The 25,141-nt window shown below is 56.7% G+C and carries 17 protein-coding genes; 9 read left to right on the top strand and 8 right to left on the bottom strand.

Annotated features, from left to right (window positions below; all coding sequences use genetic code 11):
* Window positions 1-49 precede the first annotated feature (49 nt).
* Window positions 50-541 carry a hypothetical protein gene (locus tag BMY71_RS11135; protein WP_139202631.1) on the bottom strand — a complete coding sequence of 164 codons (492 nt, stop codon included), beginning with the start codon at window positions 539-541 and terminating at the stop codon, window positions 50-52.
* 182 nt (window positions 542-723) lie between these two features.
* On the opposite strand from BMY71_RS11135, the gene BMY71_RS11130 reads away from it, so the two are divergent.
* Complete coding sequence (locus BMY71_RS11130) at window positions 724-1,113, top strand: hypothetical protein (RefSeq protein ID WP_139202630.1); 390 nt, start codon at window positions 724-726, stop codon at window positions 1,111-1,113.
* A 509-nt stretch (window positions 1,114-1,622) separates the two neighbouring features.
* Here BMY71_RS11130 and BMY71_RS11125 read toward each other — a convergent pair.
* Genes BMY71_RS11125 through BMY71_RS11115 form a run of 3 tightly spaced genes read right to left on the bottom strand, consistent with a single transcriptional unit; the run spans window position 1,623 to window position 3,589 of the window.
* Window positions 1,623-2,321 (bottom strand): hypothetical protein, encoded by a 699-nt coding sequence (locus BMY71_RS11125; RefSeq protein ID WP_092683761.1) that lies wholly within the window; start codon window positions 2,319-2,321, stop codon window positions 1,623-1,625.
* Window positions 2,318-3,217, bottom strand: a complete 900-nt coding sequence (locus BMY71_RS11120) for an ArdC family protein (protein WP_092683759.1) — start codon at window positions 3,215-3,217, stop codon at window positions 2,318-2,320. The genes BMY71_RS11125 and BMY71_RS11120 overlap by 4 nt, the downstream gene beginning before the upstream one ends.
* 12 nt (window positions 3,218-3,229) lie before the next feature.
* Window positions 3,230-3,589, bottom strand: coding sequence for a DUF2958 domain-containing protein (locus BMY71_RS11115; protein WP_092683757.1), 360 nt, complete (start codon window positions 3,587-3,589; stop codon window positions 3,230-3,232).
* Between the two features lie 468 nt (window positions 3,590-4,057).
* On the opposite strand from BMY71_RS11115, the gene BMY71_RS11110 reads away from it, so the two are divergent.
* From BMY71_RS11110 to BMY71_RS11080, 8 genes are all read left to right on the top strand, one after another.
* Window positions 4,058-4,327 (top strand): DNA -binding domain-containing protein, encoded by a 270-nt coding sequence (locus BMY71_RS11110; protein WP_092683755.1) that lies wholly within the window; start codon window positions 4,058-4,060, stop codon window positions 4,325-4,327.
* 255 nt (window positions 4,328-4,582) lie between these two features.
* Complete coding sequence (locus tag BMY71_RS24390) at window positions 4,583-5,050, top strand: hypothetical protein (protein ID WP_139202629.1); 468 nt, start codon at window positions 4,583-4,585, stop codon at window positions 5,048-5,050.
* A 178-nt stretch (window positions 5,051-5,228) separates the two neighbouring features.
* Window positions 5,229-5,873, top strand: coding sequence for a hypothetical protein (locus tag BMY71_RS11105; RefSeq protein ID WP_139202628.1), 645 nt, complete (start codon window positions 5,229-5,231; stop codon window positions 5,871-5,873).
* The gene (locus BMY71_RS11100; protein WP_139202627.1) at window positions 5,873-6,448 is read left to right on the top strand and encodes a hypothetical protein; all 576 of its coding nucleotides are present in this window, start codon (window positions 5,873-5,875) and stop codon (window positions 6,446-6,448) included. The genes BMY71_RS11105 and BMY71_RS11100 overlap by 1 nt, the downstream gene beginning before the upstream one ends.
* Complete coding sequence (locus tag BMY71_RS24385; RefSeq protein ID WP_139202626.1) at window positions 6,445-7,008, top strand: hypothetical protein; 564 nt, start codon at window positions 6,445-6,447, stop codon at window positions 7,006-7,008. Before BMY71_RS11100 ends, BMY71_RS24385 begins: the two co-directional genes overlap by 4 nt.
* Window positions 7,009-7,182: 174 nt before the next feature.
* The gene (locus tag BMY71_RS11090) at window positions 7,183-7,932 is read left to right on the top strand and encodes a DUF5131 family protein (protein WP_092683747.1); all 750 of its coding nucleotides are present in this window, start codon (window positions 7,183-7,185) and stop codon (window positions 7,930-7,932) included.
* A 1-nt stretch (window position 7,933) separates the two neighbouring features.
* Window positions 7,934-9,082 carry a three-Cys-motif partner protein TcmP gene (gene tcmP / locus BMY71_RS11085; protein ID WP_175557655.1) on the top strand — a complete coding sequence of 383 codons (1,149 nt, stop codon included), beginning with the start codon at window positions 7,934-7,936 and terminating at the stop codon, window positions 9,080-9,082.
* A 457-nt stretch (window positions 9,083-9,539) separates the two neighbouring features.
* Complete coding sequence (locus BMY71_RS11080) at window positions 9,540-10,190, top strand: SOS response-associated peptidase (RefSeq protein WP_092684177.1); 651 nt, start codon at window positions 9,540-9,542, stop codon at window positions 10,188-10,190.
* Window positions 10,191-10,501: 311 nt separating this feature from the next.
* On the opposite strand, the gene BMY71_RS11075 is transcribed toward BMY71_RS11080, so the two are convergent.
* From BMY71_RS11075 to BMY71_RS11060, 4 genes are read right to left on the bottom strand one after another with little or no spacing between them, the layout of a single operon-like run.
* Window positions 10,502-13,852, bottom strand: a complete 3,351-nt coding sequence (locus BMY71_RS11075; RefSeq protein ID WP_092683743.1) for a Swt1 family HEPN domain-containing protein — start codon at window positions 13,850-13,852, stop codon at window positions 10,502-10,504.
* Window positions 13,853-13,854: 2 nt separating this feature from the next.
* A complete protein-coding gene (locus BMY71_RS11070; protein WP_092683741.1) occupies window positions 13,855-16,944 on the bottom strand; it encodes a DUF1156 domain-containing protein in 3,090 nt (1,029 codons plus the stop codon).
* A complete protein-coding gene (locus BMY71_RS11065; RefSeq protein WP_092683740.1) occupies window positions 16,928-21,136 on the bottom strand; it encodes a sacsin N-terminal ATP-binding-like domain-containing protein in 4,209 nt (1,402 codons plus the stop codon). Before BMY71_RS11065 ends, BMY71_RS11070 begins: the two co-directional genes overlap by 17 nt.
* On the bottom strand, window positions 21,133-24,720 hold the full coding sequence (locus BMY71_RS11060) for a helicase-related protein (protein ID WP_092683738.1): 3,588 nt from the start codon (window positions 24,718-24,720) through the stop codon (window positions 21,133-21,135). The genes BMY71_RS11065 and BMY71_RS11060 overlap by 4 nt, the downstream gene beginning before the upstream one ends.
* Between the last annotated feature and the right edge of the window lie 421 nt (window positions 24,721-25,141).

The raw sequence follows: 25,141 nt of genomic DNA, 5'->3' as shown, positions 1-25,141 counted from the left end.
CGCTTGGGCATTCCATTGGAGAAGCGCGATGGCGCAGTGGGCGGGAGAACTACGAAGGCTGCCCTGCGGGTAGCTTGCCGCGTGCCGGTCGTTTGCTGCGCCGGGATTTCGTCGCTTGGCCGCTGCCAGCAGACGGCGCATCGGCAAGCGGCGTACCGTCGGTGATCAGCTCCAGGACCATCTCGGGGCTGGTCAGCAACAGCTTGCTCTGGTCGTTGCCATCGAGGTCCCGCCAGCGCAGCCGCGAACAAAAGGGCTTTGACGGACGAAAGTCCTCGCCGGGCGCGAACAATTCGACGCCGAAGCGGATGGCGGGGTTGATCGCGGTCTGATCCTCAGGGAGGAGCAGAAAGCGATTGGCGACGGCGAAGTCGGTGACGCTGTCCTCGATCAGGATACTGTCGCGATTGAGTAGGACAACGCGAGCCTGAAAGCTGCGGCTGGTCTGGATCGGCGACGGATCGGTGGGAACGTAGGGCTCAACGAAAGCCAGCTGGTTGCGTGGGATCAGTCGTTTTCCAATGGTGAACGTGTCGGTCATGGTCTCTCCTTTGTTGGAAGTGTCCATGCCAGCACAACTCAAGACCGGCCCCTCGCACAAGACAGCCCGCTTCTTCAAACAAATTATGGCGGCGCGCTCCTGATCATTCCTGACTCAAAAAAGTCCGGATCGCGCATTTACGTTCCTGACCAGTGGTGTTGCGTAGAGTATGGAGGCCGTCAATGCTTAGAAAGAGCCGGAGGCCGATCCGATCAGCTGCGTTGATGTTGGACATGATGCGCGAGCACATGCCGAGCATTCTCATCAGTGACGTAGACGGGAGATATTTCATCGCGCAGTTTGACCTTAGCGATATCGACCGGTTTCCAACGTTCATTGCAGAGGTGAAAGTGATGAGCGAGGCCGGAAGGCTGATCGACGACGCTTTCGGCGCGTGCGTCGAGGAAGACGAAGAAAAGTTCTTTGCCTTGCCTCTCCGGTTTGGTCCGACGGCCACGACGTGGGTGCTGGCCGAAGCTTCTTATGCGCCGGGAATGATTGACGATGAGAGCGGAACCGACCAAAGGGCCCTGTTTCTTCCATTCTATGGGCGTGGCGGCAACACTGATTAGTGTGACGGCAGGTGTAGCAGGTAAAGCACTTATGAAAGGAAGGCTGCTCGAACCCCTTCGGCCCGGACGGCAATCGTGCACAACACGCAAAGTGACCTCAGCTTCAGAACTCGAACTGGTCGTGTTTGCCGTACAGCGAAAGCTGCCGCAGCGCCGCGAGCGTGCCTCGGGGCGAACCGCAATGGCGGCAACTTATTGAAGTGTCAGACGGAGCGTTTGTCCGGCCATCAATGGCGATGCCGAGTCCACCGCACTTCCTACAGACAATCTCGAACCGGGAAATATCTTTCGAACAAATAGCCGGCATGCGTGACCGTTCAGCATTTCAACAAGGCCGCCAAGCAGAGTATTTTTTGCCTGACGGCCTTGGCATGGTGGACCCGGACCTGCTCAAATTGCCCGGTGCTTAAGGCTATTCTGAATCCAGCGGTTGGCAACAAGACTTACTTGTTAAGCTTGATATCGCAGGTGCGGATCGCACTACCGGGGAGCCGAATTCAGGTTTTCTGTTACCGGTCCCGTTTGCCGCCGCTTTCCTCCGCGACACAGTGCCCGGCATTGCTTGGTGGCAGCGCCGTCTGTTGGTGCCTGTCTCGATATTGTGGCTTGATCGGCAGGAGCTTTCCTTTGAGGTCCCGGACGATGTGCGCCGTTATCACGTTGCGCACGAACTGGTCCGGCGTGAGGTTGGGCTGCAAGTCGCCGGACAGACCAAGGAAGCTGCGATAGCCGGTTTCGCTAAGGAAAGGTCTGTTCCAGTCGATGGCGCGCGCCGCAAAGCCCGGCCACGGACAAACCGACGCGCAAATCCCGAACAGGCCTTCAAGTTCGATCAGCACGCGCATGTCCAGCACGCAGATTTCAAAGCACCCCGCCTGCCCCCAAAGCGGCACGGTGCCATCACTTGCCCTTGTTTCCCGGTCGAGCCTGCAGCCGGGCGCATCGGGACCTGCCAGAATGCCGAGCTCGAAGCGGTTCAGCTTGGTGGCCAGCAAATCCGCCTCGGCGCGAAGAGCCATGGCGGTGGCCGCATCAGCGGCGAGCATCGCCGCATGATGCTTGGCAATGAGGCCGTGCAGGTAGGGCACGGCCTCGTCCATGGTGCCGGGCAGATGCGCGGTCTCACGGTCTTGGCGCTGGCAATCGTTTTGGCGCTCGGCCTCGGCGAGCAGATCGCCGAAGCCCAGTTGGTCGGTGCGGGAGGTCATGCGGCCTCCGCTTGCGCTTGCTGGGGCTGGAGCCCGTGCAGGAAGTCCGCGGCGCGCTGGGCGTGAGCGGCGGCGGTGAAAATTGCGCGGCGGTCGCTCTTCAGGACGGTGAGCCAGTGCGCCAGATAACTGGCGTGGTCCTCGCGAAGCTCGGGCGTAAGTTCAAGACCGGCGCAAAGGAAGGCCGCGCCGAGTTCGGCGACCAGTTCTTCCATGGCGTAGCCTTCATCACCCCAGCGTTTGCGCCCGAATTCGCGGGCGAGGCGTGAGGGGTGTTTGGTCCAGTGCGTGCATTCGTGCGCAAGCGTGGCGTAGTAGGATTCCGCGCTTTCAAATGCATCGATGCACGGCATGTGGATATGATCGTGCCGCTCGATATAGCATGCGTTGCTGCCGCCATGGACGATCTCGGCGCGGGTTGCAGCGAAGAATGCATCAGCACGGGCAATGCGCGGCAAGGGTTCCAACCGTAACGCGGGCCGGTCATAATACTGATCGGGCAAGCCGTCGATCTGTTCGACGTTGAAAACGGTATAGCCTTTGAGGAAGTGAATTTCGGTGGGGGTCTCCTCGCCGCTGGCGGCGTCGGTCTCGGTGCGGGTGATGGTGTCGGCATAAACCGTGAGACTGCCCTTTTCGCCTTTGCGGACGCAGCCGCCGAGCTCAAGGGCTTGTTTGAAGGTCATCCAGCGCGGCGCGCTGTAGCCTTTGGCGATGCCTTGCATCCACAGCGCGATGATGTTGACGCCGCGATACGGGGTGCCGTTGTAGCGCAACGGAAGCGAGACGCGCCCCGCGAGATGGGCGGCGCTCCATGGCTTGAGCCACGGGCGCACGCCCTGCTCCAGTTGCTCGACGATCTGGTCGGTGATGCTCTGATAGAGGTCCTTGCGCATGTTGGGACTCCTTCAGGCGACGATTGCGCCTGCCCGATAAGCCTCATCGGCGTATTCGGTCAGGGTCTTGGTGGCGTTGAAATGAATGTCGCGTTCGATGGTGAGGCCTCCGGGGCCGCGCACGCCTTCAATTTCCGAAAGGCGAACATTGCCGAGTTCGGGGCAGCCGAAACCGAGATCGCAGAGGCCGAAGGCTAGGTCCGGGTCTTCGGGGTCCAGTTCGCTGATGAGCCATGTGGCTCCGGTCCACGGGCAGAAGATCTTCACGACGGGTTTGAAGTCTTCGGTCTTGCCGTCGACGCCGATATGGGCAGCATTGACGCGCCCATTGTTGAGTAACTGTTCGGTCTGGGTGTTGGTTAGAAGTTTCATGTTCTTCTCCTTTGGGCTTGGGGTGCAGCTGCTGCTGCACCCCTGCCCTTCGGCGAGAACGGGGGTAGCAAGTGCAAGGAGGCTCCGCGCTGGCGACGCCGAGGGTCCGCACGAGGGGCCCCGCACTTCTTCAAAAAATCAAAATGTGCGGGGATACGTGTGGAGGCGGCGGCGCCTGCGTGGATGCCTTGCGCGCGCGAGGGGCGGCGCCCCTTAGCCCTTCAACAAACCAGGTGCATGGCCTAAGCCATGCTCAACATTGCGCGAGGGATTGAAGCCCGAAGGGCCGAGACCCCGGCCTCTTTGCCGGGGGCTCGGTTCACGAAAGCCCGGCCCGCTCTTTTGCGGGCGCGCCCTCGCCCTTCGCGACGGGAGACTTTTCGCTCATCGCGACCCATTGCCGACTACAAACCGCCATCAAGCGGCACAAAGCTGGGGGCAGATTTCAATAGTCCGCAGGGGCGGCAAATGAGATTACGGCCAGAACTCGATCCCGACGTGGATGGTGAGGCTCCCACTCACGACCGGGTGACGCCCTACGATGAGCTTCATCTGACCACCTACCTGCGGCTGCTCGATGCCGATGCCGAAGGTGCTGACTGGCGCGAAGTTGCAAAGATCGTCCTGCATCTCGACCCGGACCGCTATCCCGCCGCGTCACGACGCAGCTTTGAGAGTCACCTGGCCCGCGCACGATGGATGACAGCTGTTGGCTATCGGCAACTATTGCGACCGTGACCACCACCTGCATGCAATAGCACGCTCATGCAATTGATCGTTTCGCAATCGATGCATTCATGCAGTTAGCTGAAACAACAACTTATGACGATGCAGACCAGAAACGTTTTTTCTAAAAGCGGTTTCACTTGCGTGAGGGAGTGCATTTGCGCTGAAGATGACGAAGATCAAACCCACGACCACGGAGCCCTCCGGTCCGTTCCGTCGGCAATCACCCCCCTTCAAAACCGCATAAGCAGCGGGGAAAGGTATGTGATGGTCGAGCACGAAACAATCACCGGAAACGCGCCGTCTGGCACGGCTTCCAAGGAATTCCCACCGGCCGGGCGGGCATGTCAATTAGGGCAGCCTGAGCAAGTGCGTCTTGAGGGCGCCGCAGCCACTTGTGCGCGTCAGAGCGCCCGGCCGGACGAAACTCCCGCTGCACCGTCCACCACACAAGGCGGCGGCGGCGAACAGGCCGATCATTCTGCTCCCGATGTCGCTGGTCCCGTCGGAAAGCCCCGCGCGCCCGACACGCTTAGCCGCAAGGGCTCAATGGCCTTGGCCAAACGATTGGAGAAATTCTGGCACGACAAGGGCTATCCCACGGCCCGTTTCTGGGCGGAGCCGATTGCAGAGCGTTTCGAGAAGGTTGGCACTTATGAGATTCACCGCGTCGTCTGCAATCTGGTGAATGGGATGCCGCCACGCTACCGCGAAGAGCCGCCGCGTCGTCGCTAATCAACTTCGGGACTCTGCTACCACCCCAAAACCGACGAAACAGAATTTCTTAGTCTGTTCACGGTTTCGACTCTTTACGGGAGATTCCAGAGCCCTGTAGGATTCATTCGGCAGGACGTGCCGCGCACGACGCAGATTTTTCGAAATACCAATTTGTTTCAGATGGATGGGGGGCGATATGCCGGGCCTCACACGAACAACTGCGCCTGAAAACTGGGAAACGGCGGCGCTGTTCGCCGCCTCGACGTCGGAATTGGGAGCGGCGCTGCCGCCGCCTCCCCTTGATATCGAAGCGATATTTCCGGCGGACGTCATGCGGCGGCTGCGGCTCGGCTGGATCGGGGCAAAGGCCACCGACGCCGATTGGGGCCATGCGCCACAGCTGTTCACTGAAGACGACCGGTTCAATCTCTCTCCGTCATTCCGTTATGCATTGGCAAAGCTGCTCAATGACGGCGAGGACGCGCTGTGCCCGGCGGAGCCGGAACACCATCAAACCTACGCCCTGCTACTAGCGGCGTTCGGCAGATTCCTCGGCCCCGTGGTTCAAGGCTATGTCGGCGAACTGGCCAAACCACCCCACCCCATTGTGCTGTTGCTGACGCGTGACTGGTGGGTGATGGATCTGGCGCGCAAGGAATTTGTGATCGAGCCCCTTCGATCTTACCAAATGCTTGGCCCGAGCGGGGCGCTGTCGCTCATGCGCCCTGTGCGCGCAGCACCGTCACGCCCGGCAAACCTGCCCGCGCCGGTTGGCCGCTACATCAGCATGCAGGAATTGCACGATCTGGCAGGAGGGCCGCGTCAGCGGCAGGAGCCATGATGTCAGCTCTATCAAGACGAACCGTCTTAACCGGCCTTGGCGCGGCGGCGCTGTCCACGGCACTGCCCGCAACTCCCATGGCGTCCTACAGACCATCCCGCCCTTCGGTCGAAGGCTTGCTTGGCCCGAAGAGAATGGTCGCGCTGCGGGAGATGTTCAGGGCGCAAGACGACAGGATCATCAACTCGATCAATGAGACCGCTTTGCTGGACGACCACAACCGCTTCCGCGTGTCACAGGATTTTCGGGACAAGTGGGTGCAGTTTGTGCTGCATGACACGCCATTCGAGCAGCTTGTGGATTTTGACGACCTGATCGAGGCATCCGACGGTCAGCGCTATGTTCAAGCGAAGATCGAGGAAAGCCTTATCATGGTCTTTCATCGATTTGAGATGATCGATCCTGAATTTGAAGACAGCGTCCCGGAACCCTACCCATGGCGGATTTGCTGGTGGCGCGGTGACGACTGGAAAAAGGCCGGTTGGCATGATCCATCGGACGACCGGTACTGGCTTCGCTCCCCGATGCTCTACAGCTTCAAACTGGCCTATTGGGGCCAGTATTTAAACGCATGAGCATCTCACGGCGAAAGGTCCTGGCGGGTCTGGGCGGAATAGTGGCAACCGCCGCCCTGCCCCATGCTCCCGCCGTCGCAAGCGAACTGGCGATGCCGACGCTGGAAGAGGCCTTCGGAGAGCCGCGCATGGCATGGCTCAACGGGCTGTTTCGGGCGCGCTATCTTCCGCTGATCAGCGACGCGGTCGAAGAGGCGATCTTTGATCGGCTCGGGCATTTCCGGGCTTCCCCGAAATTCCGGGCTGGCATGACGCGCTTTCTCTATGACGGCAAACCGGTTCAAATCCTCATCCATTTCGACAACCCAAGTCTAACCCTGCCAAGCGGACGCACGGCTGATCAGTTTTCAGTCGATTGCATGATTTCGTTCGTCCTTCGCAAGGCAAAAGTCCTCCCACCCACGACCGGACATACCTTCACTGAGTTCAGAGCCGATTCCGATTCAGTTTGGTGGCGTTGGTGGCAAGGTGACGATTGGCAAAAAGTCGGCTGGGAGGCTCCTCCCAAGAAACGCAACAGGCGATCGCCGGGATACCAGTGGCCTGAACCACCTGTGTGACAAGAGGCTTCGAAGGCTATCTCAGCGGACTCACTAAAGGACAGACCTCCAAGTCAGCGCGAAAGGCCCCACCTTTCTCCCACGCTTCCTTTGCCCTATTCGTTGCGACTGGGATTTTTGGCTTGGGGGATAAATTCCCCTGTGCTATGTTCTTTATTTGTTCTAGAGTTGGGCATGGCCGACGCAACTGCAATTGAGTGGACTGACGCGACGTGGAATCCTGTCACGGGTTGCACAAAGATAAGTGCTGGCTGCGACAACTGCTATGCGGAACGCTTCTCCGAGCGTTTCCGTAACGTGCCGGGCCATCCATTCGAGAGCGGCTTCGATCTCACTTTACGTCCGGAGCGTTTGGATCAGCCGCTTCGCTGGCGAACTCCGCGAATGATATTCGTGAATTCGATGAGCGATCTCTTTCACAAAGAGATCCCTACCGAGTTTGTTTCGCGCGTGTTCGACACGATGGAGCGAGCGCAATGGCACACATTTCAGATCCTGACGAAGCGCTCCTCGATCATGCGCAAATTCCTGCGCACACGCTACGGGTCGTCGCGTGGGCCAAAGCACATGTGGTTTGGCGTATCGGTGGAAGACGGCTCAAGGAAATCACGCATCGATCATTTGAGGGAAAGTCCCGCCGGTGTGCGTTTCCTGTCGCTTGAACCGTTGATCGCTCCCGTGGGGCAGCTCAATTTGCAAGGAATTGACTGGGTAATTGTTGGCGGCGAAAGCGGCCCTCGGGCACGGCCCATGGATGCTGAGTGGGTACGCGAAATACGCGACCAATGCACAGCATCCGGTGTCGCATTCTTTTTCAAGCAGTGGGGCGGCTTTAGACCAAAATCCGGTGGCCGCAACCTCGATGGGCGAAAGTGGAACCAGTTTCCGAAAGTCACTTCAAGCTGTGCCGTTGCGGCGGAATAACATGGTTTCCTTTGAAGATTACAAAGGGCGCGAGCAATCTTACGTAAAGCACGTACTTCTTGAGCAATATCTTGAGGCCCTGATCCACAAGACAGCAAGCGCATATCCGAAAATCGTTTACGTAGACGGGTTTGCAGGCCCGTGGCAGAGCGCGAACGAAGATTTTAAGGACACATCCTTCGGCATTGCCCTTGACAAATTGCGCAGGGCAAAAGCTTCTTGGAAAGAAAGAGGAAGAGATGTTCAGATGACGGCCCTGCTTGTCGAACGTAATTCAACCGCGTTCAGCAAGCTTCAGGCGCTCCCTTCCAAATTTCCTGAAATCGCAGTCAAGCCTTACAAGGGAGACTTCATCGAACTAATTCCGACTATCTTAAAAGACATACCGCACGATGCGTTTGCCTTCTTCCTGATTGATCCGAAAGGTTGGCACATCCCGCTAAAAAAATTGCAACCGTTGCTGACACGGCCGAAATCGGAAATCATTTTCAATTTTATGTTTGAATTTATCAACCGTGCTGCAAGTATGAAGGATGCAAACATCGTTGCTGGATTGGATGAACTCATCCCATCTGGCGACTGGCGCACCCGGTTGGACGGGGCGCATAACGCCGAGGAACGGAAGGCAATCCTGACCGATACGTTCAGCGAATGCCTGAAGAAGGCGGGAGGCTATGCCCATGTTTGCGAGACCACAATTCTAAGGCCGCTTAAGGACCGAGCGTTATATTGCCTATTCTATGCAACGCGACATGAGACGGGCCTCGAAGTATTCCGCGATTGCCAAGTGAAGGCGTTGGAGACACAATCCATCACCCGCGGGCTTACTAAGATAGACCACGCTGAGCAAAAGACTGGACAAACTGAACTATTCCAGTCGCTGAACGATATGAACTCCGAAGAAGTTGCGCCACTTCTTGCAGAGCATCGCAGCAAGGCGGAATTACTGCTTCTGGAATTCACTCCGACCGCACCCAATGCAATTCTTTACAAGAAGCTTTGGCCGCTGATTCTCGCGCAATGCGTTGTGAGGAAGACTGACGTAAACAGGATTACGGCTCGTCTGAGGAAGGAAGGCAAGCTCATCTTTCCAGATTGGGAGCTGCGAAAACAGGTCCCGCAGGCCGACTACCGGGTTCAACGGCCTTGAGCCTGCCTACTCGAATGCCCGGCAGACTACCGAAATGTGCCGCGGCCATGACAGCCTGCCGCAGGGGAGAACGTGCGCCCAAGATGGAAAAGGCGCTCAACCGTTACCGGGAGCGCCTTTCCAATGGATGGGAGGGGTCACAAACCCAGCCACTACGTTCGTTGCGATCGCCCATAGCGTTTCACTAAAAGCGAGCATTGTTCGAAGTAAACCAAGTTTCACATGCGCCTTGCGGCAAGTTTTCGTTGTTCTCATAGAGGCCTCCTTTCTGTTGTCGATCCAAAAGCGAACCATTGTCAGAAAGGCGACCGCAACAAACCATGTGGTCGGATTTGCGCCGACACCCACCCCCGAAGCTGTTGTTGTTAATATAGGAACCAGAATTCCGCCTCGCAAGGGGACAGCTTTTGAACGGTAATGCTGTCCTAAGCATTTGGGCTTCGCCTACAATGGCCGCATGTGCAATCTCTACAGCCTTACCAAGGGACAGGCCGCGATCATTGCCCTGACGCGCGCCATGCGGGACATCACTGGCAATCTTCCGGTTTTCCCCGGCGTATTTCCGGACTATCTGGCTCCGGTGGTGCGCAACGCCACCGACGGCGTACGCGAACTGGCGATGGCGCGATGGGGGATGCCGGGTCCCCCGCAATTTGGCGGTGCGCCAGTCACGAACATCCGTAACGTCAAAAGCCTGCATTGGCGGCGCTGGCTCAACCCGGCGAACCGCTGTGTCGTGCCGTTCACGTCGTTCTGCGAATACGCGGACACCAAACCCAAGAAGACGCCAAGCTGGTTCGCCTTCGACGAGAGGCGTCCGCTCGCGGTCTTTGCCGGAATCTGGACGCCGTGGAACGGTACGCGTGGTACCAAGGCCAATCCGGTTGAAGGCGAACATCAGTTGTTTGGCTTCCTGACCACAGATGCAAATGCAGAGGTTGGCGCGGTGCATCCCAAAGCTATGCCGGTCATCCTTCGCACCGAGGTCGAAATCGACGCATGGCTCACAGCTCCGGCGGCAGACATCCCGAAGCTGCAACGGCCCCTGCCCGATGCATCCCTTCGCATCATCGCGACCGGTAAGCGTGAGGACGGGTCGGTCGAGTGAATTGCAGGTCGCACCACGGTGTTGCAGACGGATCGAAGATCAGGCCGACCTAACATCCACATTCGCCGCGGCTCTTCACGAGACAAATCTCAATCCCGACCTCTTTGCAGCACAAGTCTCTGCGCAAGTGAAAGTGTTTGCTCCTAGAGAAGCATGGCAAACCTGCTTGTCACGAGGGCGTTGCCATGAGAAGGCCGACCGTTTCACAGTGCCCACGATCAAGTTTGATATTTGGCCGACGTACCTAGAGATCGTCTGGTTGTCGGCTTCGAGCAGACCGGCGCACAAGACTGAAGGCAGACGTGCCAGCCTCATTCGCTCTCAAATCCGTGGTTTTTGAATTTCAATGTGCGACTGTTTTCTGTGACCGTTCGCACAACGTTGTCCGGGACGCCGCCCTGCACTCTCGCTTCAATCTCCAAAGTAACTGTTACCTCAGATCCCACTAGCCCCGAAAGGTGTGCGATGACCTCTTCAGCAATACGACCCGCATCTCGTCCAACCCGGGAGGCATCTAGAGCCACAGTTCCAAAATAGCGCTGCGGTTTCAAAGGCATCGTGGGCGAGATACCCGCGCCTGTGGTTTGGACGCCGGGATCGGCTTCCCTGTCCTTGTTCAGCGCTCCGGCTGCCCCCACTCCGGTGCTGGTTGGGGGTCTTGCGCTTGCAACGTCTGCTTCTTGTTGCTTAAGCGCGACGTCTGCTCGAACAATTAAGCCGTCGCCGGTATCATGAAATACATCGACACGCTGGCCGCAACGTAAGCCACGATACCGCCCGGTCGCTTCGTCAAATCCATCCGCGTAAGCGAACGACTCTTGGTACCAAAGAAGCAGGCCAAGCCCGTCCTGAATTGCAGATGTAAGGACAGCCGGGTCACGCAGGCGTGGCAGATAGACATAGCGCGTAAAGTCCTCCGCTAGCTGTTTCACTGGAACATGATTTCCCCGCCACAGCGGAACGCGGTCGAGTTCCATCCGGAGCCGTGTGCCTGCCAATGATGGAACAAATAATTCCTCGCTGCGAAGTTTCTTGCTTGCGCGCACGGCAAGGCCATCCTGTCCAGTCAAACGGAAGGTTTGCCATTGCAATGGGTCCTGCGGCGTGCGCTGCACGGGAACGAGGAGCCACTGATAGGCTTCGGGAAGCCGCGCGACCACTGCTCCGTCCGCCGCTTTCAACTGTGTCTCGGCCTGCTTAACCTGGTGGGGATCGAGGTTGAGGCCATCCTTCTCATCGAGTACGGAGGACCAGGCGAGATATCGCCGGACCGACTCATCGAGGTCTTGCAGGCGAGTTTGATCGATCGCCAAAAATACCAGTGAGTTCTGGAAAATACGGGGTCCGCTACCGCGCTGTTGAAGGATCTCAATCGCTGCAGCTTGGGCCTTGTTGGCAGCGTCCTTGCTGTAGGGGTGATCGATCCCCAACACGACAAGCCGTGCCTCCATATCATCGGGCACGTCGGCACCGGAGTGCGGAACGGGGTGAATGCGGCGGAAATCCCCGGTTACCCGTAAGTCAGTTCGCAGCCGCTCTTCAATCGCTGCTACGACCGGATCGGTATTACGTTTTAGCTGTTCTGCGCGATCTTCAGCCAGCTTTGTCACAGTCGGCTGCGTCGAATACCAATAACGAGCGCCATCTTGGTATAGGAACGTCGCGGACGAACTCAAGCGCCGCAAGGCATCGCCAAACACAGCGGGTGATTCACCCGGCATCACGCAGCCAAGCTTGATACGCCGATCCTCGACGCCGCGGTTGGCAGCTTTTGAAGTAGGGGCTGATCCTAAGTAAATGGTCCTCGCAACACGCCTGCACGCAGCAAATTTGCCGAGGTTTGGTACTTCGCCGTCGATCCGCAACGGCAAGGCATTCGGCCCGTCAACGTCTTTTTCGATGATGGGTTTCCACTGATCGGGCAAGTACCGGGTCAACTCGTCGCGAACGCGTGGGTCGTCAATGGGTATGTTCGAGGGCATGATTAGGGGATTGCGATCGCCCTTTTCCCAAAGACTGTGGATGACAGCCGCCATAAGCCGAAGGACGCCGCGTGTTCGCTGAAACTTCACAAGGGTCGACCAATCCGTATAGAGGCGGTCGAAGACTTCGGGGTGAATTGGGTAAGCGGCCTTCAGCCGGTTCTCATAGTCTGAATCGCGGCACTCCGGCGGGAATTCCTGATGTTGCGTCCGGTACAGATCAAAAAATGATCGCGCAATGCTGTCACGAGCGACGAATTGAACCTTTTCGATCAAAGGCTCAAACAACCGGCGGCGGACAATTTCGAATCCTTCCTCGGTGCTGGCTGGCGCCCAGGACGACTCAACTCGCCCGATCACATTGCGAAGGCGGGCGAGTGCTGCGCGCCCGCGCGCGCCTCCAACTTCCTCGTCGTCGCCTTGTGCATGTGGGGATATGGCGGTGTCCGATGACGGCAGACTGATAACCAAGAGGCAGTGGTTGGCAAGCTTGGCGGACTCGGTCAGCGCTTGTGCGAACGAGAAATGCGTTTCGAAGCTCCCGGCCGGGAGATCGGAATCGTCGTGAAGTTGGCGCGCGTAGGCCACCCACTCGTCAATCAAAATGAGGCAAGGGCCATAGGCATTCATCAGTTCCCGGAGAGTATCCCCGGGACTGGTAGCCCGCTCGTCGTCAGCGCGAACTTTATCAAAGGCAGGTTTGCCGCCCAATTGCCATGCCAATTCACCCCACAAAGTCTTGACGATCGTGCCATCCGCTTTTACCGACGGATTACCCGGCGAAATCTTATTGCCGACAAGCACCACGCGCTTCACGTGTTCGGGCAGCTTCCCGATGCCCGCGTCTGCCAGAACCGGATCGATCCCCGCAAGGTCACCTGGCTTGGTCCCCGAGAACAGGTGATAAAGCGCCAGCATTGAATGCGTCTTGCCGCCACCAAAGTTTGTCTGAAGCTGAACAACCGGGTCACCGCCATTACCCGTCAAGCGCCGCATCGCGCCTGCAAGAAGCTCCTTTAAGCTATGAGTGAGATAAGTCCGCCGAAAGAATTCAACCGGGTTGCGATATTCGTCCGATCCTTCGCCAATATGAACCTGCCACAAATCGGCGGCGAACTCGGCTTGCTGGTAACGTCCGCTGGCCACATCCTTGTGCGGATTCACGACCTCGCGCCATGGCTTAAGGCTGCCGGTAACCTGGCTTTCAATAGCGGTCCCGGCTCCCTTGCGGCGCTCGGAGCGCATCTGCTCGTCGAAGATAAGTCGCCGCAGCTCCATTTTCATCTTGCCGATTTCGTCGGCTTCAGGAGCAGAGATCGCCGTTAGCAATCGCGCCATGGAATCGAGCGCACGGTCAGCATCATCGCTTGTAAACGGCTGTTGGTGGGCCCAGCGGTTGCGAATATCAATCAATTCATTGATGAGACTGCGCTCTGCTTTCCCAAGGGTGTTGCGGAATACATCCGCCCACTTCCGATCCATGATCACAAGCTGAACCGAAACGTCCTGGAGCACGTCTCCCTTGCTGGTGCCGAGGCGCGTATCGCGCAAAATGTCCTGCGCTTCCGAAGGCCACTTTGCACCAAACTTCGAATTCATCTCGCGTTCGACAAAGGGCCGAAGTCCCGCCTTGAGGAGATCAAGAGCCTTTCCGACGCGTTCCTGATTCGTAACTGCCATGACTAGGCCCTCCCAAACATTTCGGATTGAGCGGAGGCCTCGCCCGTGGCTACCGCACTATCCCGCGCTAGCCGGTTGATTTCTGGCCAGCTTTGAACGAGGGCATTGTATGCAAGCGCCTCTGGCGACCGTTTCTTTCGCTCACATATTGTGTAAAGACGATAAGCAAGTTCACGCGCAACCTCCGCTTTTGCTCCGAGCTTCGCAACGAGCTCTCCTGCGGCCGTCTCACCGCTCGACTCCAAGACTTGGATCAGGTGGTGAACCATTTCCCAGACTGTTAACCGATCGTCGGTAGCAGGGTCCCAATCGGTTGAGAGCTCGGAAGGTCTTAGCAATCTCACTTTGCCACCTTTGGAGACGACAAACCCGTCCTGTGCAAGCGCGGCAACAGCCGTCACTTTGGCTCGCGCGAGCACATCTGCGATTCCGAAATCACCTTCGGCAAACCCCATCTGCTCAAACCACGCGACGGCCCATCGACTATCAGCATCAAAATCACCTTCCTGCTCGGCAAGCACCTCATCGAGAGTTTGATTGATCAGTGCGAGCGCTTCACGCACGGTGACAATATTACCCTCCGCGTCGACTACTTTCGCATAGCGCGTATAGACAGCCATGCCTGGTCCGATCGATGCTTGTGCTAGATCGACGGGTGCTATGTTTCCGCGCTGGAGGTGGGCCAACGCAGTTGGAAGTTCTGCTTTCAATGCGTTCATAAACTCACGTCGGGTTGCAGTAGTTGCACTTAGGGAACGCGGACGGCACACGAGCACAATGCTTGACGCCAGCGCGTTGCTGCCTGATCCAATCATTCGATTTGCGAGTTCAGTTCGAACGGGCCATGTACCGGTTAGTTCAAACCCGGCACGAATCACCGCGTCGAGGAACGTCTCCCACCCAGTGCTGGCTGTACCGTCAGCTCCATCTGTTTCAGATTGTTTGAAGGCGTAATATATCGTCGTCGGAAAAGCTGGGTGGGCCTGAGTCGAAAGCCCGTTCATAGCCTGCGTCATTCCCTCTAAGAAGAACGCTTCGGCCTTTTCTTTACTACCGTGGCGATATGGCGTCGCGACCAACTCTTGTTCTTTCGGAACGGCAAGTGTGCTGAAGAGATCGGGAAAGACAGGCTGGAGCGTGCGGCGTAACCAAAGATAGAAAAAATCCGAAAGATCAGCATATCCAATGTTGTCATAGTAAGGGGGGTCGGTCGAAATTACCTTCGACTGACTGACACGCTGCCTCTGTGCATCAGCCTGGTTAGCGTAGCCGACACGCGCACTTCGCGAAAAATAATCCAGCGGCACGCAAAGGGTTTTAAGAACGGTATCAGTACTGCCAACGGAATCACTGAAGAAATTGACCTCAGCAAAATCCCACGCCATTGGAAGAGCCTGCCGACCGAACGTGACACGTACAGTTGCAACGCGTGCAGACCGACCGGACGCCGTCTTGTTGGATGAAGGACCTGCATCCCACGTGCAAAGAGTCGACCCTTTGTCCGCGAGCTTGCTTACGAGAAACCCGAGATAAATGGAGATTGCGTCCGCGTAGGCGGCCGCGCCGACACCATCTTCTGCAAGCGATCTATTGTCTTCTGACAACGCTACTGCTTGAGCATCAACCAAGGCTAGTGCCCGTGCCTCGCGGACCAAATCCGAAAATGTCGTTAGCGCGACAAGCTGACGTGGAGTGAACAAATCCGCAAAGGTATCTAGTCCGTAATTTGGCGTCTTGAAGTCACGGGGATTGATAGGCAAATCGACTTCAGGTCGCCAAGTTGGGACGGCCGATCGGGCGATAGCCTCTACGTCGTCCGTTGGGGAAAGATAGACGCGACCTCTGTCGCCCTCCGCAACCACAGCTAAGAGCCGGGTGCCCATTCGGCCCGCCTTGCCTTCGGCTCGAATGTAATCGTATCCAATTGGGACGTCTGACATAATACAACGGAATGCCGCACGCTTTCCGGCACTTGTACCAAGCTTCGTTTCGTCGGCATCTTTAGGCTTTCCGACTTTTACTACGAAGGTGTAGCTGTCGCCATGAATTACTGGTTCAATGAAGACTTCCTTCCCGGTCATTGGTGACAAGATGAAACTGGATACAAGCGGCACGTCTATATTTGCAAAAGCCGGATTCGGACTCTTCACCGTTCGCGCCCAAAGCCAAGCGACTACAGTAAGTTTGCTTCCTACAAATACCTTGAGGTCGGGCCTTACGGCCGCCATTTTTGCCGAAACTTCAATCTTGGGATAGAGATGACCAATCCGTTTTTCTGCTTCTTCGCGCATCCAGCGACCATAGTATCGCACGTCCTCCGCAAGTCCCTGTGCGCCTTGCCAGTTGCGCAACTCCCCATGCTTTGCTTCCTTCCTCGCTTCCGGGTTGACAGCGGGATTTCCGGAGAATTTTGGAGGAACTTCGATCATAGCTTTGTTGATCATTACGGCGACTGGATTCAGGTCCGTTGCATAGCTCTCCAGGCCAAGCCTTTGCGCCTCCAATGGCAAAGCTCCCCCACCTGCAAAAGGATCATGAAATGCTGGCAACCTATTGCGATCGAATAGTTCTTTCGCGCGAGGATGATCAGCATTTGCAGCGCACGTCCTTCGCCAACTTTGCCAGATCTCGGCGCGGGCGCGATCGAGTACAACTTCGTTCGTCGTACTTTCCCATTTGACTAATTGTTCGATGATTCCGAATAGCCGCTCGCGTTCGATGTCAGCCGCGCAGTCCTCAAGTGTCGGCTTCGGTCCAGGCTCTGGTACCGCAACAACCTCCCCTCCTGTCGCAGCCTGAAAAGCGGATGTTCTCTTTTGCCAAAGCTCTAAACGTTTCTTCAATTCACGTTGTGCTGCACGCTTCGTTGTCGGCTCTCCAAGAAGAGTATCCACATAAGCAGTTGGGTCATCGACCATTTGAGCGAAGATGACGGCGCGGGCTGCAGCTAGCGGACGTCGCGCCCACCATAAATGCAGCGTCGACGGGTGCCCATGCCGGATGGATTTCTCGCGTGCTGAGGCTATGTTGATGGCCTCAAGCGGCAATGCCACCTCAATCAGCTTCTTATTGATCTTATTCTGCAGCGTCATGAACTAGCCTATAAGTCGCAGGAAACAGGTTCACCCTACCAGCGCGGAGCAATTCCAACAGCGCGTTTCCGGTGAGTTCGGTGGGTGAGTCGTCAGGGCGTGTTGCGATCAGCGAGTAAGTGTTTGGGTGCTGATTTAGCAATCCCCAAACTTCAGCTTTGATCTCCAAAGGGTCGCGCTCAAGACACCACGGTATCGGGAGATAGGTTCGAACCAAGTCACCTGAGCGATTCCGTAGTTCCCAGGGGAAAATCGAACCTTCGGCTCGACCGATCCAGCTTCCGTTTTCATGAAAGAAACGCTCTTCTCCATCTTTCTTGAACCCTTCGGCCTTAGCGAAGCGCTCAATCAGGCTCGGCCTGGCCGGTTTTGGCGCGTGTCGCGGACGCAACTCAGGCGTCTCCGCTACAGTGTCGCTCGCCAACGCATCGCCCTCTTTTTCTGAGAAGGGCTCCTCGCCACCATTGAATTCAACAATAACGTTCTCATTGTCGAGCTGGTTCGTGTTCGCGGCTTCAGTAGGCGGCTCAAGATGTAAGTCCGGCCTTGGACGCTCAGGCTGCTGGTCGTCTAACGGGTTTACAGGATCTGCTGGCTCTGCGGCGCGGGGTGCCAGAATGAAATTTTCTTGGAGGTAGTCGCGTATATCCGGAGGAGATCGTTCAAAGCTGTAGTCTAGAGCAGCCTTAATGTCCGGACGGCCGAAGGCTTTTCCAACCTCTTCGGGAACGCGTCGTGCGAGCTTCGCCAGCGGCTGGTTACCGACATACAATGCGCGACCAAGCCAAACCACATCAGCCTTTCGGGGCGTTCCCGCAGGCGTGCCGCCGATGTAGGGAATGATCTCCAATTCATCTTTCGTATGCCATTGGGTTTCGGCAAGGGCAACCGCCAATGCGCGAACCCGTTGGGTCTCGTCGTCCCGCTCCAATTCTACCCGGAGCAACTCTTCGCCAAGCACGGCAAGCCATTCTTTGTGCTCTGGCGCAGCGCATGGGAACAGTTCGCGGTGAAGGCGTTCTTCGACGCGGCTTACGAGAGAGGGAAGCTCAGAAAATGGAGCGTTGCTGGTCACCTCCACAGGCAAACGGCGGAAGTCTGCCGTTTTTACCTTTACCCATTGATGCAAATGGCTCCAGGCGGTCAGGGATTGCATAGTGAGCGCGTAGGACAGTTGTTCAAACGGAACCCATCCCCCCGCAAGGCTCAGCCAATGCTTGCATTCATCTAATATTCGGATCGGGTATCGGACCAACAAGGCTCCCACGCGCCGTGCATCTTCTTGAGAGAGTACTTTGCCGGAAGGCAGCGTCTCCAGCCATGCAATGGCGAGTTCAGCTGTCGGCCGTTCGGCAATTCCTATCTTTCGCCAAAGCGTGAGATCGGTGACCGACTGTCGTATGACAGCGGCCTCAGGAACGTCATCATCATTGGACGAAAGAAAAACGGCAGTGGCACTCGTCCATGCGCCTTCCTGCGTGAAGATCAGCGCCTCCGTCCGGAAGGCCTGCCTAATCCTGTAAAGGTCCGTCGAGGAGCATGTTTCGATCAACTGGTCAAGGCGACGATACCACTTATCGACTTCATGGATCGGAGGCCTTTCGGCCTTAGAAATTGCGCGCAAGCGGTCCAACATCCCATCGGGTCCGGTCGGCGTGCTCCGAACTCCCAGCAGATCGAGCAAAGGACGCGTTGTCTCCCGATCAAGGAGTGCGTGAACAAATGGTTCGACATCCATCAGCGCTTCTGTTTGGTGCGTGCGTCTCAGAAGCTCGTCGGGTCGGCGGCGAAAACCCCGGCTATCAGATAGGCATGGCAACTCTCGAAGGCGAAGGCACCATGACGGCATAGCCTGAAGATGCGTGATGGATTGTCTTCGGCCCGTGGTTGCAACCTGAAGGAAACGGGCGCTCTTGGCTGAACTCCAATAAGAATCGCGCTGCGCGATCAGGCGATCTACAACTTTGCACCACAGCACTTCATCTTGCGAAGCAAGTTTACGCCAATGGCTCCATACATCACTCTCGAAATCCCAATCTTCAATGATGAATTCATGAGTAACGTATGGATAGTTCATCTCGGCATGGTGGCCGCGTTTGCGGGCTTCTTGTTCAATTGCGCGTTTTCCAAAAAGGCGCATATCGCTCTGGACCAGTGGAACGAACGTAAGCAGCCCGGCGCGGCCGGAAGCAACCCATCTCTGCCAGTCTTCACTCGAACATGAATGAAATGTCGACGTGTAGTCTGGATGGAGAACGTTTGTTTCAAGTTGCTCATCGGGCAGGAGATCTTCGAGCTTTCCATCTTCGTCAAAGTAAATTGGCGAGCTTATAGCCCTGAGCCGCCTGTCTCTCGTTGCGAAACGAAACGCCTCCGTGACGCTGGTGCCAAGCTTCGCCGCAATTTGCGCCAGCTGAACGCAGCCCTTCAGGGGAACGCTTTTCTCGGCAAACACTCCCTGCGCGACCTGATCGATTACTCTGTTCACGTCGCTGGTGTCGTCGAGCCCGATTGTCTTTAGGACGTTATAGGTCCGTTCGACGGCTTCTCGCGTCAAGGCGTCCGATTTTTCCACCGCATTGCGGCGTTCTTCGGCAAGAAAGCGCGGCCAGTTTTGATTCAGGACAAGCAAATGTGACGCCAAGAACTCCCAATCGTCGTCCGACTGCAGAAGCTTCTTTTCGCCGAGGCGCACAACTTCACTAGCGGCATAGAGCACATCCTTGCCCTGAACAGGGACAATGCGAACGTCTTCTGGATTTGCAAAGTAGCGATAACCAGCAATATCTGGTGTGATATAGGCCCACAGGTTCATTAGTTGTCGCCAGGTGTCAGGCCTTGGCAGATGCTTGCTCTTGAGGATTGTGAGAAGCTTTTGCTTGTCAATTTCCTCGACCAGACCCCAGCGAACCATTTTCTGCCGGTCGCCGATTTCCACATGCCGGGCGAGAACCGGACGGCCAGTTTCATCAAGCAGAGACACCGCTTGCTTTGGGGACCAGACATCAAAGAGAGGGCCCGGAATGGCTGTACAATCGCCTTGCGGTACAAGGCTTCCATCTTCGCTCAATAGAAATGAGACGCCCTCAATCGCCGCGGCAAAGGATTCTTCGACAGCGGTGCCGCACACACCTTCAAGCGAGTTATCCTCCCGATTGACATCTGGCAGCAAGCGGTAAGCACGCGAGCGCTCGGCGATCGATGCGTCTGCATCTCTGACCCACGTGAGCATTGCAGAAGCGGCCAGCTTGCCAGCTCGTTCAAGCAGCCATCGATTGGTCGGTGAAATCTCAGGGTCTTTGATTTTGACGCGAGCAGGGTCCTGGATAAAGGGCGCGTTGCATGCAAATGGCAAACCGGTCTCAACTCCGGTCGGGAGCACGACATATAGTCGGCCCTTGGCTCCAAGAACGATCTCAACCTTGCACGGGGGGAACTCTGAGCTGTCGCCGCTTCCAACCATGCGCTCTTGCTGAATCTCTGCAAGCGCGTCCGCAGGAAACGGTTCATCGGGCGAACGGACAAGCAAATAGGCGTCATCTTGCTTATCGTATAGGGCCATCCACTCGCTGTCGGGAATCGGGCCTGGACCTAGGCTCCCCCAGCGGACCTCGCTCCCCGCTATATGGATGCATCGTACGTTCCGGAAGAAGAGAAGGGAGACGGGGCTCTTGAGCCATTCATCAAGATTTTTTTCAACTTCCTTTCTGCGCTTTTGATCGCTGAGCCTGACCCGGATCCGTGTCAGATTTCCCGTGGCGGCCTTCTCTAAAAGCCAGTGCGGCTCGGTGAAACGCCGCCGCTGAAAACAAACGGCGAGAGACGGCGTAAAGAGCTCCACAGTCTCGCCGAGACTGAACGTGCTCTTGAATCCGATCCCCCGAAACCCGATTGTGTGCAGCGCACGTTTGTTGGAATAGCCAAACCCACAAAGTGAAGCAAAATGCTCGGGCGCAAAATCCTCGCCGTTGTGCTCGAAAACGAACGCATCATCCTCAATTCGAACGGATGCTTCGCTCGCACCAGCGTCATCGGCGTTCTGGAGAAGTTCAGAGAGTATATGCCGAGGGCTTTGAACCTGACTGAAGAGCTGATACCACGGCCCGGCCAATTCCGGGTCTTGTTCTAGCTGGTCCCATCGACTTGCAGCCTTCTTTCTGATGGCCTCGAAGTAAGCCGGTTGCGCACTCATCTAGGGTGCTCCGCGGCGGCCAACAGCTCCTTGAACTCATAATTCACGCTCGCAGCGCCGAAATCCGGCTCGCGTTGAAATGGGCGGCGAACGTAGTGAACTTTGTGCGTTCCACCATCGAAGAATTCAACGATGGCGAGGATAAAGTCGTCCGGCTTGTTGAGAGAATAGAGAATTTCGTTCCGCGTAACCGTTATTGTCGCGGCACCCGACACGCGCCCCTTCACTTCAAGGAAGCGGAGGCGGCCTGTATTGGGAATGGCGCTTTCGATGTCGTAGCCAAGCTTGTCAAACTCTCGGTCGACCGGAATGAAGCCAAGTCCGCGCTCGATTTCCATAATGATTTCCCGGGCCCGAGCGGCGGCAGCCTGTGTGTCAACAGGCGAAGAAACCCTTGAAATTGCAGCTCCCTCCATTGCTGCAATGAGCCCGCCGGGTATGACCAATAGGCCTCCAAGCACAACGGGCGGCAACGGTGAAATCTGGCGTTCGCGCTTGATCTCATCCATCCGCTTCTCCAGCCGACCCTGAAGATTATCTGCGCGCTTACGTGCTTCGCCGGAATTGACGCGTGCGTTGACCTTGCCGGCGGCTTCCTGCTCTTTAAGTTGCTCCGCGCGAAAGTCCCAGTAATTGATTTCTTTGGTGAGCCGGTCCTTGACGGCTGCCTCTGTCTTATCGAGAAGCTCTAGTTTACGCGTCCGGACCTCTGTTACGTGCTCGGGAACAACGTGAGCGATCGCGTAGCCCTGGGCGCGCACTTCCAAATCTCGGCTAATCCACTGGCACTCGGGCCGCGCTAGAATTTTTTCAAGACCCGGCTCGCCGTCGTTGAGGGGGCGATAATCGAGGTAAGGGGCGTAGTTCAAGTGCCGGGCGGAACCACTCTGGTCAATTTCAACGAACAGCAACCGCTTTGAGACAACGCGTCTCTCTCCGCTCTTGGTGAGACTGGCATCCTGAAGGGCGTGCTCCAAATAGAGCAAGACCCGCGGAGTGGTGCTCGAATCTCGCTCATCGACAAGGATCGTTCCACGGCGCATCAAGTCGCGGTGACGTTCGAGAGTCAGATCTATGGCGGCATCGAGCAAGGGGTGCCCGGGGCAAATGAAGGCCGCGAGAGGTTGTCCGGGGGGAGCGATCAGGCCTTTTTCGAATGCGATGCGCTCATATCTTGGGAGGACGGGCTCACGAATGCCTATCAGCCGGTCTCGGTTCCTGATGGGGGCCGGCACGTTGGTGATTTCAAAACGACTCGGTTCACGCTTCTTGACGGTGCCGCCAAGGCGCTGAAAGGCTTCCAGGAAGAACGATTCAATGTAGTGTGGTTGGAGGCGTCTAGCCTCAGCGCGCTCCATTTCTTCGCGGATACGATAAACTCGGCTGGCGTCCATCGCATCGTGTGCCAGCGCGCGTTCCTCCAGCATGTCCTGTATCGCTTCCTTGTCGAAGGCGTTCTCGACAACGCGACTCAGTCGCGCACGCACGTCAGGTTGCTCGCCGTACCGGATGGCATCAATCAGAAGTTCTCTGAGCGGGCGTCCCTCGAAATGGAGTTTGCCGAGCACATCGAATACCTGTCCCCCAAGGGACTGCCTAGCCTGTTCAAGCTTTTCGAGAAGCTTCCGGTAAACGTCTCCTTCGCGCGTGCCTTCTGCGACCAAGTTCCAAAGGTGACAGACCTCGGTCTGACCAATGCGGTGGATGCGTCCAAAACGTTGCTCCAGCCGGTTGGGATTCCAGGGCAAATCGTAATTGACCATGAGATGCGCGCGCTGAAGGTTAATGCCCTCCCCTGCGGCGTCTGTTGCAAGAAGCACTTGAACCTCGGGATCGTGTCTAAAGGCCTCTTGTGCCTTCAGGCGATCTTCGCGACCCATTCCGCCGTGGATCATAACAATCGCGCTGCGGCGGCCAAGAAGCGTGGCGATGCGCGTTTCAAGATAATTCAGCGTATCGCGATGCTCAGTGAATATAACTAGCTTCTGGTGAGGCGACGGAACTGGTCTGGGAATTTCTGGTCTGCCAGCATTGTAAGGCTCTTGATCTTCGGCAAGCTGGTTCGATATTGCGGCGGTCGTAAAGATTTCAGTAAGGAGGGAAGAAAGCTCGCGCCACTTCTTATCGTCTCCGCTGCGCCGGATCGAGAGCGCCATTGCTTCTAGGCGTTTCAGCGTTTCGATCTCAACGCGGAGTTCCGCCATGCTGCGCGCTGCTGTCGCCTCATCAAGAACTTGCTCTTCGGCTTCCTCGATTTCATTCTCGGGCGCGTCTTCGAGATCCTCCACGTCATCAGCATCTAGCGCTGCCGAACTTGAGCTCATCGCCGCCAGAGCGTGGCCCCCGCGCTGAAGGGTTTCCAGCTCGCTCAACCGGCTTTCGAGACGTTCGCGGCGGCGGCGTAGGGATTGATAAATAGCTTCTGGTGAAGACGCTAGTCGGCGCTGCAAGATGGTCAGTGCAAATCCAACTGTTCCGGCGCGCTTGTCGTTTTCAAGTGCTTCAGCTCGATTGAATTCCTCACGTACATAGTCGGTTACCGCCTTATAGAGCGCCTCTTCGTGATCAGACAGCTTGTACGGAACGGTATAGGCGATGCGTTCCGGAAAGAGCGGCGTTGCATCGAACTTGAGCAGGTTTTCCTTCACCATCCGGCGCATGAGATCGGATACGTCCGCAGCATGAACACCGTCGCGAAACTTGCCCTCAAACCTGTCCCCATCGAGCAACGCCATAAAGAGTTGGAAGTCTTCTTCCTTTCCGTTATGGGGAGTTGCAGTCATCAACAGAAAGTGCCGTGTCAGTGATGAAAGAAGTTGAGCAAGCCGGTAACGCTTTGTGTATTTGACCTCGCCGCCGAAGAAGGTTGCCGAGAGCTTATGAGCCTCGTCGCAGACCACCAGGTCCCAGCCGCAATCAGGCGCCTGCAATTTCAGTTGAACATCTTCGTTTCGTGAAAGTTTGTCGAGCCTGGCGATGACGAGATTTGTTTCAAGAAACCAGTTTCCGGTGCGGGCTGCCTCAAGCTTATCGTTGGTCAATATCTCGAAGGGCAGATTGAAACGTTTGTACAGTTCGTCCTGCCATTGCTCGGCCAAACTTCCTGGGCACACGACGAGACAACGCTGAAGATCGCCGCGCGCAATTAGCTCTTTCATCAACAATCCAGCCATAATTGTCTTGCCCGCGCCCGGATCGTCGGCCAGCAGGAACCTTAGAGGTTGCCTAGGCAACATCGATTCATAGACCGCAGTGATTTGGTGGGGAAGCGGATCAACAACGGACGTGTGAACGGCTAACACTGGATCAAATAGATGAGCCAAGCGGATGCGTTGGGCTTCTGAAACGAGGCGAAATAAAGCGCCATCGCCATCAAAGCTCCAGGGTTGCCCTTGTTCGACGATTTCGATGCGAGGCTCGTCATACCGATAGAGTAATTCGTTAGCGACTTTGCCAGCCGCATCTTTGTACGTCAGTTCCAGCGCTTCTGATCCAAACCACTGCACGCTGACAACGGAAGCTAGTCCGCTAGGGAGAATGCCGCGAACAGATGCACTCGGCTGAAGATCCTCTAGGCGCGCCATTTTACCATCCACATTCTAATAAGTCTGAATCGAGCATCGCTGAACATTGACCATGCCGAGATGTGGCGGACTTGCCAATGGACGGGTGCATTCACAAAATATCATGTTCGGTAACCTGACGGGTTGCAGCTGTAAAACGCTTGGGATTGAGCTTGTTGGACAATACTCGTTGTAGAGACAACGGAAGTACGCCTTACAAAGCTAGCAGACTGTTGAAGAAGTCCTGCATTCATTGGGATTGAAGGTTGCAGTCGTTCGACATGCGACGGCTTCAGCTTTGAGTGCGGATGGCCTCGCTGTCTTGGGGAGCTTCACGCCGCTGCTCTCAGGAGCTTTGGTAGGCGGATCAGATTGTAGGCCGCCAGCGCCAGGTTGAAGGCGGCGTCGACCCGGTCGCGGCCTCGCAACTTGACCTTGGCGA

The organism is Rhodopseudomonas pseudopalustris (genome assembly GCF_900110435.1).
GTDB lineage: Bacteria > Pseudomonadota > Alphaproteobacteria > Rhizobiales > Xanthobacteraceae > Rhodopseudomonas > Rhodopseudomonas pseudopalustris.
This window is presented reverse-complemented; position numbering and strand designations above follow the sequence as displayed.

Coding starts and splice junctions, on each gene's coding strand:
- BMY71_RS11135 (WP_139202631.1), bottom strand. CDS start 541: ATGACCGACACGTTCACCATTGGAAAACGACTGATCCCACGCAACCAG.
- BMY71_RS11130 (WP_139202630.1), top strand. CDS start 724: ATGCTTAGAAAGAGCCGGAGGCCGATCCGATCAGCTGCGTTGATGTTG.
- BMY71_RS11125 (WP_092683761.1), bottom strand. CDS start 2,321: ATGACCTCCCGCACCGACCAACTGGGCTTCGGCGATCTGCTCGCCGAG.
- BMY71_RS11120 (WP_092683759.1), bottom strand. CDS start 3,217: ATGCGCAAGGACCTCTATCAGAGCATCACCGACCAGATCGTCGAGCAA.
- BMY71_RS11115 (WP_092683757.1), bottom strand. CDS start 3,589: ATGAAACTTCTAACCAACACCCAGACCGAACAGTTACTCAACAATGGG.
- BMY71_RS11110 (WP_092683755.1), top strand. CDS start 4,058: ATGAGATTACGGCCAGAACTCGATCCCGACGTGGATGGTGAGGCTCCC.
- BMY71_RS24390 (WP_139202629.1), top strand. CDS start 4,583: ATGGTCGAGCACGAAACAATCACCGGAAACGCGCCGTCTGGCACGGCT.
- BMY71_RS11105 (WP_139202628.1), top strand. CDS start 5,229: ATGCCGGGCCTCACACGAACAACTGCGCCTGAAAACTGGGAAACGGCG.
- BMY71_RS11100 (WP_139202627.1), top strand. CDS start 5,873: ATGTCAGCTCTATCAAGACGAACCGTCTTAACCGGCCTTGGCGCGGCG.
- BMY71_RS24385 (WP_139202626.1), top strand. CDS start 6,445: ATGAGCATCTCACGGCGAAAGGTCCTGGCGGGTCTGGGCGGAATAGTG.
- BMY71_RS11090 (WP_092683747.1), top strand. CDS start 7,183: ATGGCCGACGCAACTGCAATTGAGTGGACTGACGCGACGTGGAATCCT.
- tcmP (WP_175557655.1), top strand. CDS start 7,934: ATGGTTTCCTTTGAAGATTACAAAGGGCGCGAGCAATCTTACGTAAAG.
- BMY71_RS11080 (WP_092684177.1), top strand. CDS start 9,540: ATGTGCAATCTCTACAGCCTTACCAAGGGACAGGCCGCGATCATTGCC.
- BMY71_RS11075 (WP_092683743.1), bottom strand. CDS start 13,852: ATGGCAGTTACGAATCAGGAACGCGTCGGAAAGGCTCTTGATCTCCTC.
- BMY71_RS11070 (WP_092683741.1), bottom strand. CDS start 16,944: ATGACGCTGCAGAATAAGATCAATAAGAAGCTGATTGAGGTGGCATTG.
- BMY71_RS11065 (WP_092683740.1), bottom strand. CDS start 21,136: ATGAGTGCGCAACCGGCTTACTTCGAGGCCATCAGAAAGAAGGCTGCA.
- BMY71_RS11060 (WP_092683738.1), bottom strand. CDS start 24,720: ATGGCGCGCCTAGAGGATCTTCAGCCGAGTGCATCTGTTCGCGGCATT.